The sequence below is a fragment of the Chryseobacterium sp. L12 genome, assembly GCF_056133985.1.
In genome coordinates this window covers 55,129-71,415 of sequence record NZ_JBVYOF010000012.1, presented here as the reverse complement: position 1 = coordinate 71,415, position 16,287 = coordinate 55,129, and the positions used below count along the sequence as shown (strand labels likewise).

Genomic DNA, 16,287 nt, shown 5'->3' with positions numbered 1-16,287 from the left:
AAAGAATCTAAAAAAACTACTAAACTTAAAAATCAGAAGAAAGAAAAAGCCCCTTCCCAGACAGTTTGCAGACCAACGGGAAAGAGCGTAGTTCAGTATTTTAATCATTTAAAATTAAAAACCTTTACAAATTTATGAAAAATTCCTATTACAATATAGGAGGTATTTTCTTTGGCCTAATGCTTACCACAGTAAGCTTCAATATAAAAGCCCAGACACGCACTATTTCGGGCACTGTTACTTCATCCAATAAACCGCTTTCAGGAGTAGTCATCTCCCAAGAAGGCAGTGATCAGGTAACAATGACCAAAGCAAACGGAACCTACACATTACAGGTTTCAGCAGAAAATCCCATCCTATTGTTCAGACATACTGATTATGCTGAAGTAAAAATTACAGTCACAAATCAGACCGTCGTCAATGTCAGCTTAGAACAAAAAGTAAAGGGAATCGAAGAAGTTATTCTCAATGCAGGCTACTACAAGGTTAAAGACAGAGAAAGAACCGGTAGTATCGCCAAAGTTTCAGCAAAAGATATAGAAAATCAGCCAGTAACCAATGTATTGGCAGCAGCACAAGGCAGAATGGCAGGGGTAAGCATCACCCAAAACTCCGGAACTCCCGGAGCAGGTTTTGACATTCAGATTCGTGGACGAAACAGTCTGCGCACCCGCGCAAATTCTGAAACCGACGGAAACCAACCGTTATATATAGTAGATGGAGTTCCCATCGGAGGAAGTGTTACCTCAAGATACGGAGCAGGCATTTTACCAAATGCCGATATTAATCCTTTAAATGCAATCAGCCCCAACGATATTGAAAGCTTTGAAATTCTCAAGGATGCCGATGCCACTGCCATCTACGGTTCCCGTGGAGCAAATGGAGTAGTACTCATTACTACCAAAAGAGGAAAGAAGGGAAAGGTAAAACTGTCTCTGAATTCTTCTTATGCTCTGAGTCAGGCCTTATCAAACCTGAAGATGATGAATACCGAACAGTATATTGCCATGAGAAAACAGGCTTTTGCCAATGACAATATTTCTGTTTATCCTGCAACTGCCTACGATGTGAACGGGATTTGGGATCAGAACCGGTATACAGACTGGAGAAAAGAGCTGATCGGTAATTCTGCCACCATGTCCAATACACAGCTTTCATTAAGTGGAGGAAGTGAAACGACAAGCTTTCTGGTAAGTTTAGGACACATGCAACAGACCACAGTATTCGGTCAGGATTTCAGATACAGAACCAATACCGTTTCCGGAAATGTAAGCCACCGTTCTCAAGACAGAAAATTCAGTTTTAACACATCCAACCTCTTTTCAGTATTGGATAATAATCTGATCAATTCCGATATAACCAGAAATGCATACAGTCTTTCTCCGAATGCACCTGCTTTATACGATGCCGATGGAAATCTTAACTGGGAAAATAACACATTTACCAATCCTGTTGCAGCGTATAAGAATTCATATTCCAACGACAATCTTGAGTTTATGAATAATATGAGTGCAGAATATGAAGCATTTGAAAATTTCAGAATTAAAGTAAACGGAGGATTTAACTATCAAACATTGGAGGAATGGTCACTGCGTCCCAGCACGGCATTAAATCCTTCCACTGGAGCAACTTCGCTAAATTCACAGTCTTCTAAAAGCAATATGAACCGTTTCTCTATGGTAATCGAACCACAAATCAGTTGGTTGTATAAAAAAGGAAAACATCAGCTGGATATTTTGGTTGGAGGAACTTATCAGAGGGATACTAACGGATCAGGTGCCATTCAGGGAATCGGTTTTGAAAGCAATTCATTTATCTATAATATCGGAGCGGCACAGACCAAGGTTATTCTGGATCATATAAACACAGAATACCGCTATGGGGCATTTTTCGGAAGGGTTAATTATCAGTTCGATAAAAAATACATTATCAACATTACCGGGAGAAGAGATGGAAGCAGCAGATTTGGAAGTAGTAACAAGTTTGCCAACTTCGGAGCGATAGGAGCAGCATGGCTGTTTTCAGAAGAGAATTTTCTGAAAGATAGTTCATGGCTAAGTTTCGGAAAACTGAGAGCAAGTTTTGGTTCCTCTGGTAGTGATAATATTGGAGACTATCAGTACCTAAATACGTTTGCAACATCAACACTGATTTATAACGGAACATCAGGACTCAGCCCGACCAAATTATTCAATCCTGATTTCAGTTGGGAACGAACCGTAAAAATGGAGGGTGCTCTCGAATTGGGACTATTCAAAAACAGGCTGAACATTACAGCCGCCTGGTACAGAAACCGCTCCGGAAACCAGCTGGTAGGCTACCAGCTTCCTGCGGTCACGGGCTTCAGCTCGGTTCTGGCGAACCTCGATGCCGTGATTCAGAATACAGGTTTTGAATTGGAGCTGAGAGGAGAGGTTTTACAATCCCAAAACTTTTCATGGAGCAGTTCTTTTAATATCACCGTTCCCCGCAATAAACTGATTTCATTTCCGGGTCTTGAAGGTTCTACCTATGCCAATAACTATATTGTCGGCGAACCCATTTCCATCATCAAACTGTATCAGTTAACAGGTGTAAATCCTGCTACTGGATTATACAGCTTTACGGACTTCAACGGTGACGGAAAAATTTCATCCCCTGACGATCGGCAGATCGTAGAAAATATCGGACAGCGGTTTTTCGGAGGATTGAACAATGAGCTTAGATTTAGAAACTGGAACTTATCTTTCCTTTTGCAGTTTGTAAAACAACAGAGCCGAAATTATAATTCAATTATAACATCACCGGGCATCATGACAAACCTTCCCGTCGAAGCCCTTAATGTCTGGTCTCCTCAGAATCCCAACGGGTTGTATATGCCTTACAGATCTGTGAATTCATCTTCCAACACTCTGTTTCAGACAAGTACAGCCAGTGTATCGGACGGATCTTTTATACGACTGAAAAATGTTCAGCTCAACTATACCATTCCGATGCGCTCATCAGTATTCCGGGAAGCTAAAGTTTATTTGCAGGGACAGAATCTTCTGACATGGACTAAATATTTCGGAATTGATCCCGAATTTACATCTGTAGGTTTCTTACCTCCTTTACGTACTTACTCATTGGGAGTACAGCTCTCCCTTTAACTGAACGTTCCTGAATTATTAAAACAAAAAGAAAATGAAAATAAATATTAATAAAATAACGGTAATAGCAGTGTTTTACGTCCTGACTGCACTGATGTCGTGCGAAAAAATGCTGGAAGTAGATCTTCCGGAAAATCAGATGCTGTCTGAAACAGTGTTTCAGGATGCCCAAACTGCTAATTCGGTACTCTCAGGTCTGTATGCAGGACTTTGGGAAGCTTCCCCGATTGCAGGAGATCAGAGCGGCAGAATTCTGAGTCTTTACACCGATGATCTGACGTATTACGCAGTGAATGCAACCAACGGGCTTCCCGAGATTTCCAATAATACTTTGATAGATACCAATCAATTTGTAAGTTCAATGTGGTCTGCTGCCTATCAGAAAATATATGTCAGCAATTCCATTATCGAAGGACTGGAAAACTCATCTTCTATATCAACTGCTGAAAAAAACAGAATGACAGGGGAAGCTTTGACAATACGTTCTGTACTCTTTTTTTATCTGCAGCAAATCTATGGTGATATACCGTATCCCGTTACCACTAATTATCAGATCAATCAATCCATTGCCAAGACAAATTCTGAGGTAGTTTTACAACGAATTGAATCAGACCTACAAGAAGCAGTGGAACTGTTACCGGATCAATACCGTTCTGCAGAAAGGATTTTTATCAACAAAAAAGCGGCTCAACTGATGCTTGCAAAAGTTCAGATGCAAAGATCAAAATATGCTGCTGCTGAAAGTACTTTAAAGGCAGTCATTCAAAGTTCACTGTATCAATTTCAGAATGATATTACTAAAGTTTTTTTAAAATCAGGAACCCATATTATCTGGCAGCTTAAACCCAAGAACAGTGGAGATCCTGTAAGAGAAGCAACAATCTACTACTTTGTCAATGTAGCACCGTCTTCCATGTCCCTGTCTCCGGCTCTTGTCAGCTCATTTCAGACCGGTGATCTCCGGAAACAGTATTGGATGGCGCCTGTTACCGTTGCGGGAACTACCTGGTATCGTGCAGAAAAATATAAGGCAAGATCTGCTAATACAACGGAAAACTCTATCGTTTTCAGACTGGAAGAAGCATATCTCCTTTTAGCCGAGTCATTGGCTAAACAAAATAAGACTGCGGAAGCTCTCCCTTACATCAATCCAATAAGACAGAGGGCAGCGCAACCTCTTTTAACAGGTACCGTTTCACAAAATATCCTTTTGGATGAAATTCTGAAAGAAAACAGAAAAGAGTTTTTTACGGAAATGGGCCGCCGGTTTATAGATCTGAAAAGAGCGGGGCAGTTGAATACATTGCAAACGACTAAGCCCAATTGGAAAGACTTTCATCGAGTTTGGCCTCTGCCGCAGAAGGAGCTGTTAATGAACTCCAATATGAATCCTCAAAATGCAGGTTACTAATGAGAACCATTTTTCTTTTATTATGGCTTTTCTCAGGTATACTGATCAAAGCACAGAGAACTGATGCCGGAATGGCTCAATGGATGTCTCGTTTTTCAACAGCAATTGGAGGCCTGCAGGTAACGGATGATCAGCGGTTTGCCTTAGTAACAAAGTACTATAGGAAGAACTCCGATACAGTTCTGATTTTTGATACAAAATCGGAGAACATCATTTTAGATACTTTAGTCAAAAAAAACAAAGTAACATTCCTGAATAACACTCTTGTATTTGCAGTGGGTAACTATACAGCAGAACTGATCGATCTGCCGTCAAAAAAGAGAAAGAAGTTTGATGAGATACGCAGTGGAGAAATTCTGTCAAATTCAAAACAACTTGTTATGTTAGATATTGATAAAACTCTCAGTATCTATGACTATAAAGGGAAACTTCTGCATGCTTCAAAAGCAGTGCATGATGTTATTTCGGATGAGAGCAGCAGCGTATATCTGGTGTATAAAAAGGGCAGCACATCAGAAATTGCTGTATGGAATGGTAAAACCGTAAAACCCGTTTATATAACAGACAATGATATTAAATCACTGAAGTTTCTTCCTTCAAAAAAGTTTATTGCATTGACAGAGCAAAACAGGAAAGCGGATGCAGTAGAATTAAGTGTTTCTTTAATCAAAGTATCAGATAATTCTGTATTAACAAACAAGAAAATAAGTTCCGGTGGGTTTGAATCCGTTAAAATATCTGAGGTTCATGATTCCGATACATTCCTGATTGATTTTCAACAAATCCAACCGCCACAGAGAGATCAAATGGTTGATGTCTGGTATAGTGGAGATAAACGCCTGCGGGACAAAAAAGATGGAACAAAGCATCATCGCTATCTACACTGGAACATCGTAAAAGATGAAATAAAAGAAATACCAACAGATATGTTCTCTGATTTTGTGGGAATGAATGATGCACGTTACCTGTGGGCATATCATACGGACGAAGAATTTGCGTACACTGGTTTTAGGAGTTTTCATGTATTCAGATATGATACAGAAACCGCTACCGCTGAACGTGTGTTTGAAAATGTAGAAGAACTCGTTTTAAGCAAGGACGGCAGATTTACACTCGCATACCGCAATGACAGAAAGAAGTGGATTGTATATGATCACTTTCAAAAAAAATTGAGAGAGATAGAAACGAATGAGAAGATCACAAATCCGGTGCTCATGACTAATCAGACAGCCTTGTTTGAATGTGAAGACGGTCTGTTGAGGTATGATCTATTATCAGGTGCTGTAAAAAAAAATATTGTTTCAAAGAATTCAAAAGTGACTATTCATAATCTCCGAGGAAATCTCATACATCATTTTAGCAATTTTAAATTTACTGAAAGGAGTACAGATGTAAACAAACCTGTAATTTTAAATGTAAGAAGAACCGATTACAATGACAGTGGCTACTTCACATATTTGAATGGAGAGATAAAGAATATTATTCCTTATACACCCAACAAAATTAAAGATTTTAAATGGGGCAGGAATAAAAACAGAATATTTACGGTAGAGGAAAATTTTAATATAGCCGGAAGTCTGTATATAACTGAGAAAGGAAATACAGAAAAAAAATTGATATACCGTTCAAATAGCCACGACCAGAGAGCAAAGTTGATCAGACAGGATATTCTGTCTTATAAAAACAGCGCAGGAACTCCTTTAAAAGGAATTCTGACCTATCCTGTGGATTTTGATTCTTTAAAAAAGTATCCTGTCGTAGTTCATGTCTACAGTTTACTTTCCGGAAATGCAGATAAATATCTGTATCCTGAATGGGGAGCCACGGGTTTCAACAAACGAATGCTTTTGGAGAATGGATATTTTGTTTTCCAGCCTGATATGGTATTCGATGAAAGAGGTACGGGAATTTCTGCTTTAGACTGCGTAAACAGCGGACTAGATGAAATTGTAAATCATCCAAATATTAATGCATCCCGTTTAGGTTTAACCGGTCATTCTTTAGGAGGTTACGAAACCAATTTCATAGCAACACAGTCCAGACGTTTTGCGGCTTATGTATCCGGGGCTTCCTTAGGAGATGTTGCACATTTTTATTTTTCTTTCAGCGACTTTTTTAATATTGCGAATTATATGCGTTTTGAAAACGGTCAGTTTGAGATGGGAGTACCCTATGCTCACAATAAAGATCTTTATTTTCGCAATAATCCAGTCAATTATGTGGAAAATGTGAATGCACCGGTATTACTATGGGCAGGTAAAAAAGACACCAACACGCCGCTGGATCAGCCGATGAGTTTCTTTATGGGGTTGCTGCGCAATAACAAAAAGGCAGTGGCTTTACTGTATCCTCAGGAGGAACATTCTTTAAAGGAGGATACTCCGGAAATCAAAGACCTTAATTTTAAGCTAATGGATTGGTGGAATTATTTTTTGAAAGATCAGAAAAATATACCTTGGATTGAGAAAGAAATGAAAAGGGACGCTTATTAGCGTCCCTATCTTTCTATTGTGGAATTTCATAAAGTTCATTTCCACACATAGTTCCTGAACCTTCGCTATGAAGATCAGTCGTGCCGTCAACTTCCCATTTGCAGAACACGCCTGATACAACATCACTACACTGCTGATCTGCATCCTGACACTGGAATTGACCGCCTCCAATACTTACAATTCTGTAAGCAGGTACTAAAGCTTTGTTACTCTTTTTTGCTACTTGGGTAGCAAGTGCTGACCCTGTGCCCACTAATACAAGGACAACAGGAAAAAAAAATTTTTTCATAATAAAGAAATTTGATTTTGCCTACTCTTGGATACGGTTTTCGGCTACCCCGTTTTAAAATATTTTGTCAGAGAATATGTCAGACGATACTGAATTAGCCGATTTCCGGCAATTACATAAAGGTGTTTGTCTGTAACTGTGAAATCTGACATCTCCGAATCTTTGTAATGATCAATGTATATGCTTCCGATGTACTCCTGTTTATTGATGTTGTAAACATCAATTATTCTGGTTTCCTTCCATCGCTTGACAGATTCATGCTGACCTCTTAAATAGGCGGGATTGAATAAAAGTCCGTTAAAAACTTTTGCATAGCCATTAACATGCAATGCAGGCTTAGACATTTTAAATCTTCCATCAGCCAGAGGAGTTACTTTGATTTGTGCAATCTTTGTTGTGTCAATGGTTAATAATCTTCGCTGAAGTTTCATGGCTGAATCCATAACAAGAAACTGATTGCGGTAAGCATGAATGTATGTCACTTCTAATGATTTAGAATCTGAAGACAGATACCCGTCCGAATCAAATACCCCATCAGATTGTTTTTCCAGAAGTTTCGGAAATAACTGCACCTCATTTTTCCCATTGCTTACAATCTTCAATAAACCAAGTGTAAGATTTTTAGTTGTTGATGATAGTGTCCTAATAGCCATTTTGTTACTGTTGATTACTTCTATCTGACTGAAAAAAGCATCCTTGTAACTTATCACCTCCGTCTCAGGGCTACCTAGCTGTCCTTTTGATATTACCGGTACTGTACCATCGTATATAAAATAGCTGTTATCCAATACTTTAACCTCTATCTTTTTGTACCGATATTTTTTAAGATTTAGATTAATTTTTAAATTAGGAAATTTTTGAAGTGATGAGTCTACACTAAGTAGATTCTGTGGCATTGTCCTGTTTCCAAGATATATCTTTTGATCTTCAGATCCGGCAAAATAGTAGGTCTTATTATCGAGAGCCGTACTTTTTGTTTTTAAAACAGGATGCATTAAAAACCTTCTGGTAAAGTTATTTTCCTGCTTAATTACATATTCTGATCTTAAAAATAAGAAAAGAATAAAAACAGCACTTAATATATTGGAAATACCGAGTGATAGGATAACGGTTCTCCGTGGGTATTTATTCTTACAGTTCAAATAGATTGCGACAATTCCCAGTGCTACAGCAGCAATATTAAAAATCAGGTGTTCCGTCCAACCCATCTTTTCCAAGATCCCGCCGCAAGAACAGGGTACGAAATCACTGTAATTTAAAATTAAGTAGATATAGACCGTAAACGACGTCATTAGTGCAGTTGCTGAATATAATCCAAACAGAAATGTTTTAGGGCAGATCAGCAACAAGACGATAAGCAGTTCTCCAATAATAACAGCATAAGAAATAAATCCTGCATAAGCACTTAAGAGTGGCGATTGTCCTATCTGCACCTGAAAATTTTCAAAGTCTAACGCTTTGCTTACAGCAGCATAAATAAATAATAGAATAAAAAAACAGGAAACAGTTCTGATAAAAATTGGCTGGAAAGTTTTCATGGCTTTGGTTTTAATTGATTTAACAGACCTGAATCAGTCTCCATCTTATGTTCCTACCGCAATAGTCTGGCATAGGTTCGCCCTTAAAAAGGGTTACAGTTGTTGTAAAATTCCCCATACTTTCCCAGATGCCGCTTGCCGGACATGGTAAGCCAGTTTTTACATTTGATATGGAGGTATGAGGAATCATAGGTCATAACAATTGATTATTTATTTGGAATACTTCTCCAATTATCACCATCTCTGACAGGAGGGTCAGGATCCGGATCTAAAATTTCTCCTGATGATTTCGCAGAGTCTCCCCGCATCATCATTTCTTTTTCGATCTCAGTTAGTGGATCAGAATCTGAGACAATATCTTCCTCTCGATTTATACAGTTCTGCAAACAAACTGAAGCTATTGCTATACTAAAAATTGGGATAAACTTTTTCATTGTAATTGTTTTAATTTGGTTATCCCGGCCGGATTGATTTAGAATTCTGAGGTCAAAGTTATCAGGCTCCTGCCCTCAAAAAAACTGTTCTGCGGGGCAATTTTAAAATAAATCCGTCTCAATTTTAAAATTGATACATCGATTTAATGTTGATAAATGCTTATTAGTCAGTGTTGTGTAGTATTTGTCTGAAAATGGCTTCCGACTGCCTGAAAACATGTTTATTTATAGGTAAAATGTTTACTTTTGAAATGGTGAGGTTCTAATAATCAGTATATGAAAAAGTTAAACAGCTTTATCTTTCTCTTTTCTGTGATTTCGCACTTGTTATTTTCGCAAACAAAACAAGATGAAACTTTTGAGAAGATTAGGGGTAACTATGAAAAGATGACCACAGATGACATTAATGCGATGCCATATGTGAAGATGTACATTAAAAAAGCCAAAGCAGAAAACAATTACCCTAAATTAGTTCAGGGATATAGGGACGCCAGGCAGTTTGATTATAAGAATAAAATGAAATATGCCGACAGTGCAATTTCAGTTAGTAGAAAGTATGGTAAGCGAAATGATCTCAGCAGGGATTATTTAAGCAAAGGAATTATTTACTATTTCTATCAGAAAAACTATAAGTTGGCTTTGAATCAATATCTTAAAGCCTATGAACTTTCCAAAGGATTAAAAGATTATTACCATCTTCATAAAGTTCTGTATCATTTGGGTATCGTCAAAGAACATTTGGGCTATTATGAAGAAGCTTTAGGTCATTTTAATCACTGTGCTGATTATTACAGGTTAAAGTTAAATGAAGATTTACACGAAAATGAACGGTTTAACTATAAAAAAGCATATTTAAACTCACTCCATCAAATGGCTGTCATTAACAGATATCTTAGTAATTTTTCAAAGTGTGACAGTATCAGTCAATTAGGATTTGATCACACAGTGGGAGATAGTGATTTTAAACTGGAGAACAGTTATTTTCTCAAGTGTAAAGGCATTCTGAAATATCGGAACAAAAATTATGACGGAGCTAAAGCAGATTTAGAAAAGGCTTTGCCAATTATTAAGAGCAGAAATGATTTTGCCTGGATTTCTGTTATTTATTATTATTTGGGAAAGATTTCTGAAGCACAAAAAAATGAAAGTACCGCTATTATTTATTACAGTGAAATAGATTCAATTTTTTCAAAACACGAATTTATACTGCCTGAGACTTACAAAAGTTATAATCATCTAATAGATTTCTATAAGGGAAAAGATGTTAACAAACAGCTGTACTACACCAATCAACTGCTAAAAGCAGAAAGTTCACTCGCAAAAGATTATCCCTACTTATCATCAAAACTTCATAAAGATTATGACCGGAATAAATTAATTGAAAAAAATGATAAAGTTGAGAAAACCAGCAAAAGAAAAATAGCGCTCGCACAAATTTTATTACTGGCAGGTGCAGTAGCTCTCAGCTTTTTTATTGTACAGTATTTTAAAAACAGAAAGATCAAAAGGCAATATGATATGCTTCAAAAAAGAATTTCAGAAGGATCATATAATGTAGCTGACATTACAGAGAATGCCACTGCAGATCCAGCATTAAGAAAAACCTTTCTCAGCCCTGAAATGACCATTGAAATAAGAGAAAAGCTTGAAAAATTTGAAAGGGAGCTGCAATTTAGAAAGAAGGGTTTAACACAAAACAGTATTGCAGGTAAGCTGAATACCAACTCCCACTACCTATCAGTTTATATTAATGAAAACAAAGGAATGAATTTTAACAGATACATGGCAGAGCTGAGAATTAACTATATCACCAATCTGCTCAATACCAACAGTAAATATCTAAACTTTACCATTGAAGCTTTGGCAGAAGAATGTGGAATAGCTGCCCGACAGAATTTTTCAAAACTTTTTTTTGAAATCAATGGAATTCGTCCTGTGGATTATATAAAAAAACGAAAGCAGGAATTAGAAATCAACTGAATTCACCATTAATTGATGTTTTTTTTATAAATTTCTAAAAAAAGGACATGGTAACAAAAACTATTTTTAGAAAAATTGCTCAATTACAAAGCGAGATGGAATTAAATCTTAATGAAGTTTACGATGACGATGGCGACATGGTCAAAGTTGCAGAAAAATCTCTGCTGATCATTGATGAAAGTATTCGAAATTTAAAGAAAATGATTACGGCTCATCATTTTGATAATATTGCAGAAGAAGTACATTTTTTTAAAAAGCTAAAACCACAATTTGTTTCAAAATTTATTTACTATTCAACAATTTTGGATGTTGAATCCCACAAACCCAACGCAGGAAATAAAGCTTTAAAAAAATATTACGAGTCTGAACAAGAAAAACTAAAGACATTTTATGTAGAGCAATCCGAATTTTACAGTTATTATCGGAGGGAAGCCACTTATTTAGATCATAAAATTTTTGTCAGAAACTCTTACGATTTAAAAATGAAGCTGTCATTTGGTTTTTATAATTTCGACTCAAGTTTTACCACTTCTCACGATCATATGATAGCAAGATTTATTGCTAATCATCAGTATGACCAATATCTTAAAAGACAGATTGAACGTTTGGGTGAGAATACAGGTAAGACCATATCACCGCTTGCCTGGTCTGCATCGAAAGTTGGGCTTATAGAGCTAACCTATGCTTTATACCAGATGCGATGCTTTAATGGTGGCAATATCGAACTCAGTGAAGTGATTAAATTTGTTGAAAAAACATTGGATACGGACTTAGGGAACTTTCACAAAACCATATTTGAAATCCGAAACAGAAAGCAAGGACCAACAAAATTTTTAAGTTTGATAAGTGAAAATCTTAATCAACATTTTTTAAATACAGATCGCGAGTAGTATTCAGTAACCTCATTTGTCATGGTGATATTTGAGGTTTTTTTTAATGCTTATTGATTAAATGCTGCAGGTCAGGATCATTTTTTATACGCTCTATTTCTCTTTCGATGATATTTAAAATGTCCGCCTTGATCTGACGGTAGTTGCTTTCAATTTCCTGTTTCATATGATCGGTTCCGTTCTCATCAATAAAAGAGGCTATCTGTGGAATCTTTTTATAAGATTTTTCCTCAGCTGATAGCTTTACACTATCTACTACAATTTCTGAGTGGAATATTTTCTGTTCGATTCTTTCATCAAAATTATCAGAAACTGCTCCTACGAAGAATCCCTGAGTTAATGTTGAGATTTTCGATGCCGGAATTAAGCTATCCAGTTGGGTAGAGAAGGATGTCGAAGTATCATTTCTATTGATTGAAATGCTCTGTCTTTTCTGAAGTATTTTTCCAAACCTTTCTGACAGTGTTTTAGCAGTTTCACCAACAACCTGCCCACTGAAGATATTTCCTACTGTGTTCTGAATGACCTTACTTTCCTTATCTCCATAATCTCTTGTCAATTGTGAGAAATCCTGAAAGCCAAGACATACTGAAACTTTATTACTACGTGCTGTAGCAATCAGATTATCCAGGCCTCTGAAATAAATCGTCGGTAGCTCATCAATGATTACTGAACTTTTCAGCTGTCCTTTTTTATTTATTAACTTTACGATTCGTGAATTGTAAAGTCCCAGGGCAGCGGAATATATGTTCTGACGATCCGGATTATTTCCTACACATAAAATTTTAGGTTCGTTTGGATTATTGATATCCAGAGAAAAGTCATCTCCCGTCATTACCCAATAGAGTTGGGGTGATATCATTCTTGATAGCGGAATTTTTGCTGATGCTATCTGCCCCTGCAACTGATCCTGTGCACCACCTTGCCAGGCATCCATAAAAGGGGATAGGTAATTTTCTAATTCGGAATAGGAGGTCAATATTGTAAAAACATCTTCATATTTTTTATTTAAAAGCTCAATAGCATGTGGAAAAGTACAGAATTTCCCATTGTCATAGATTTTTAGAAACCAGATGATGGCTGCTAAAAGTATAATAGGACTTTCTACGAAAAAATCACCTTGCTTTTGTATCCAGCTTCTGTTAAGATTCAGCATGATGGTATATGCAGCTTCATAAGCATCTGAAATATCCGTCATAAAATTGGGATTTAAAGGGTTGCATCGATGGCTTTTTCTGGGATCGTCAAAATTGATGACGTAGAATTTTGGTTTTTTCGCATAAGCATTTGAATGACTAATAAGATGGTTGTAAGCAATGGTAGACAAATCATCAAATTTAAAATCATAGATGTACATTGAAAAGCCTTTCTCAATGTGCTGTTTAATGTAATTGTTGACTACTGCAAAAGATTTCCCTGAACCGGGTGTTCCTAAGACAATCGTTGCACGGAAAGGATTGACTACATTAATCCATCCCTGATGCCAGCTTCCCTTGTAATAGAATTTCGTGGGAAGGTTAACTGAATATTGGTTATAGAGCAACTTCATTTCCTGCTGAAAGCTTTCATTCTCGCTGTTAAAAACATCGGTCATTAAATTTGTTTTCAGCAGGCGGCTCATCCAGACACCTGCCTGCATTAACAGAACGTATCCGACTCCAGAAGATAAAATGTAAATCATTTCTGTATAACTAGACTGAAGTTGTAGTAGAGGTGCGTTAAAAAAGAAAAATATAAATCCAATAGAAAGAACAATACTAATTTTTTTCCATGTAATTTCTTCATTCTTTACCCCTTTGGTACCAAGGCAACTCAGACCTAACAGGACAACTGCAAAAAGTTTTGAATAAATGATGCGTGAAAAAAGTCCTGCTGTTTTATTGAAATTATAAAGTATTTTGTTAATGAGCTCTAAAGTCCACTGCTGTTTATCAAAGAATCCATAACAAAACCAATAAAGATGCATCAGTACCAAAATAATGCTGACTGCTCTCATAAATGCCATTATCTTAGCAAGTCCTCTTAAATCGTCTTCTCCCTGCATAGCTTTTTAAGAGCATAGATACAGGATTGAAATTCTGAAGATTATTCCTTGTGATTTCAGGCGATATTTGGCTCACTTTGGCTCTTGACGATTGTTTATAAAGGATATTTATAAATTGACGAGATTTATTTAACAGATACTTTAAGTCATGATTTTAGAGCAGGATCTGATGAAACTGAATGATCATTATCTTCATTCTCCTTCTTTCTTTGCTTAATAAAATCTGTTGGTCTGAGTCCATTAATTTCCTGAAACAAATCGGAGAAATTCTGGCGGGAGCTGATTCCGCATTCATCAGCCAATCCCTGAATTTTTAAACGCAGATACATGGGATCATTATACATTAGTTGTGTTATATAATTGATGCGGAGTCCAGAGAGATACTTATTAAAATTCATATCTTTAGTATCATTTATAAACTGAGAAAGATAAGAGGTGTTGGTATTAATCTTTTCAGCTAAGAGTACCAAAGTAAGCCCTTTTTCTAAAAATCCTTTACTTTTTTCAAATTCACCTAATTTCTTTTCAAGATCTATAAAAATATCCTTACTTAGAAGGGATCTCCCGTAAGAAGAAATATTTTCGTAAGTCAAAGGAGTTGAAACCGAATTTTGTTCGAGTTTTTTTTCTAATTCATGGTATTTTAGTCGGATTCCCTTTTCATTTTTATAGTATCTTAATGTAAATAGTACAGACAGCAACAGAAAAAATCCTAAAATGATAATTGTTCCCAAGCCCCACCTGTTTTGTTTTTCCAAATTGTTTCGGGCTTCTAATAAAATCTGTCTGTCGTAATCCTTATGAATCTTTGCAGACAAATATTTAAAGTTTTCACCAACCATACTGTCTGCCTTCAACAATTTTTTAGAATATTTCAATTCTGTTTTTGAATCTTCCTTATTCTGAGAATAAGAAATCAGATAATTATAGCTTTGCAGAAGCTCGGGGACAACAAACTTTCTTTTAAAAAAAATCGAATCCACTTTCTCAAACTGGCGTATTGCATCTTCTTCCTTTCCTAAAGCAGAATAACTTTTACCAAGATAAAAATCTGAAACAGCGACCCAGTAAAAATCGTCTTCCTGCTCAAAGATTTTTATGGCATTATTAAGGAGCAAAATTGCTTCAGCGTATTTTTTACGCTGAAATTTCATTATTGCACTAGATTTTAAAAAGTAGGCCTGTTCTAAAGGATAGGAAAGGTTACGGTTAGTGAGAGTCAGACCAATTTTAATGATTGAGTCCGCTTTCTGATACTGTTTAGTATTGCGGTAGGCTATTCCTATCTGATGCAGACTGTTTAGGTAACCTTTTTTCGAATTGGCAATAGTGTTGGGATGTTCCTTTCCTCTCGTTTTTGGTTCAAAATAGATGATGCATTCATTAAAATGGTCAATTGCTTCCTCATAGTATCCGAGATAGTTTTTGATAAGTCCCATTTGATAAATTACCTTGTATTTCAGATAATCATCCTGGCTGTTTTTCGAATATTTATAAGCGTTCAAATACTCGTTCAGTGCAGATTGGTAATTCTTTTCATAAAAATGATAAAGACTTCCTTTATATAGATACGCTGAAGATATTAAATCGGCGTTACCTGAAATTTTCGCTGCAATAATGGCACTGTCAGCATATTTCAGTTTCATCGGCTTATCTGAAGAATAATAGGAATAATCTTCATAGCCTTGCTTCAGTTCTTCGTAGTTCTTTTCCTTCTTCGATTTTAAAAGGTAAATTTCTACATGCCTTAGAGCATTAGAATCATTTTCATTCTTATCCTCGTAGCTTTTTTTTAATTCTTCATATGTCTTTTGTCCGTTCAATTTTCCAAAACTGACTAAAAGAAGAAGAGTGAGAAGTAAAAGTAACTTTCCGAACGGCATTATTTGTCGTGTAATAAGTGAATTATTTACAAAACTAACTATTTAAACTTAATACCAGCTAAAAATAAAGGATTTTTCTAAAAAATATTGTCTTTTATTAAACAGTTGATAGTTAATGTTTTAAGAAGTGTAAATAGTCCTTATTTATATATTAGGACGTCATCTTTCTTAAATTTAAAGGTAAGGACTTCAATGTTT

Annotated in this window: 11 protein-coding genes; 5 read left to right on the top strand and 6 right to left on the bottom strand. The window is 36.2% G+C overall.

The genetic code is table 11. The features are described from left to right. The first annotated feature begins 134 nt into the window (after window positions 1–134). From AC0NBN_RS07130 to AC0NBN_RS07120, 3 genes are read left to right on the top strand one after another with little or no spacing between them, the layout of a single operon-like run. The gene (locus AC0NBN_RS07130; RefSeq protein ID WP_160812846.1) at window positions 135–3,128 is read left to right on the top strand and encodes a SusC/RagA family TonB-linked outer membrane protein; all 2,994 of its coding nucleotides are present in this window, start codon (window positions 135–137) and stop codon (window positions 3,126–3,128) included. Window positions 3,129–3,162: 34 nt separating this feature from the next. Then, window positions 3,163–4,539: a RagB/SusD family nutrient uptake outer membrane protein gene (locus tag AC0NBN_RS07125; RefSeq protein ID WP_160812847.1), complete on the top strand. Its 1,377-nt coding sequence runs from the start codon at window positions 3,163–3,165 to the stop codon at window positions 4,537–4,539. Next, window positions 4,539–7,031 (top strand): prolyl oligopeptidase family serine peptidase, encoded by a 2,493-nt coding sequence (locus tag AC0NBN_RS07120; RefSeq protein WP_160812848.1) that lies wholly within the window; start codon window positions 4,539–4,541, stop codon window positions 7,029–7,031. The genes AC0NBN_RS07125 and AC0NBN_RS07120 overlap by 1 nt, the downstream gene beginning before the upstream one ends. Window positions 7,032–7,044: 13 nt before the next feature. On the opposite strand, the gene AC0NBN_RS07115 is transcribed toward AC0NBN_RS07120, so the two are convergent. From AC0NBN_RS07115 to AC0NBN_RS07100, 4 genes are all read right to left on the bottom strand, one after another. Beyond that, the gene (locus AC0NBN_RS07115; RefSeq protein WP_474467684.1) at window positions 7,045–7,284 is read right to left on the bottom strand and encodes a hypothetical protein; all 240 of its coding nucleotides are present in this window, start codon (window positions 7,282–7,284) and stop codon (window positions 7,045–7,047) included. Between the two features lie 80 nt (window positions 7,285–7,364). Next, entirely contained in the window at window positions 7,365–8,858 is a 1,494-nt protein-coding gene (locus AC0NBN_RS07110) for a DoxX family protein (RefSeq protein WP_474467681.1), read from the bottom strand. Window positions 8,859–8,877: 19 nt separating this feature from the next. Beyond that, window positions 8,878–9,048 (bottom strand): hypothetical protein, encoded by a 171-nt coding sequence (locus tag AC0NBN_RS07105; protein ID WP_474467677.1) that lies wholly within the window; start codon window positions 9,046–9,048, stop codon window positions 8,878–8,880. A 16-nt stretch (window positions 9,049–9,064) separates the two neighbouring features. After that, complete coding sequence (locus AC0NBN_RS07100; protein WP_160812850.1) at window positions 9,065–9,292, bottom strand: hypothetical protein; 228 nt, start codon at window positions 9,290–9,292, stop codon at window positions 9,065–9,067. Between the two features lie 276 nt (window positions 9,293–9,568). On the opposite strand from AC0NBN_RS07100, the gene AC0NBN_RS07095 reads away from it, so the two are divergent. Both AC0NBN_RS07095 and AC0NBN_RS07090 read left to right on the top strand, forming a co-directional pair. Further along, on the top strand, window positions 9,569–11,272 hold the full coding sequence (locus AC0NBN_RS07095) for an AraC family transcriptional regulator (RefSeq protein WP_160812851.1): 1,704 nt from the start codon (window positions 9,569–9,571) through the stop codon (window positions 11,270–11,272). 95 nt (window positions 11,273–11,367) lie between these two features. Then, on the top strand, window positions 11,368–12,162 hold the full coding sequence (locus tag AC0NBN_RS07090; protein WP_474467673.1) for an RteC domain-containing protein: 795 nt from the start codon (window positions 11,368–11,370) through the stop codon (window positions 12,160–12,162). A 43-nt stretch (window positions 12,163–12,205) separates the two neighbouring features. Here the strand turns inward: AC0NBN_RS07090 and mobC are convergent, their stop codons facing one another. Then, a complete protein-coding gene (gene mobC / locus AC0NBN_RS07085; protein ID WP_160812853.1) occupies window positions 12,206–14,206 on the bottom strand; it encodes a conjugal transfer protein MobC in 2,001 nt (666 codons plus the stop codon). Window positions 14,207–14,352: 146 nt separating this feature from the next. Next, the gene (locus tag AC0NBN_RS07080; protein ID WP_160812854.1) at window positions 14,353–16,089 is read right to left on the bottom strand and encodes a helix-turn-helix domain-containing protein; all 1,737 of its coding nucleotides are present in this window, start codon (window positions 16,087–16,089) and stop codon (window positions 14,353–14,355) included. Window positions 16,090–16,287 lie beyond the last annotated feature (198 nt).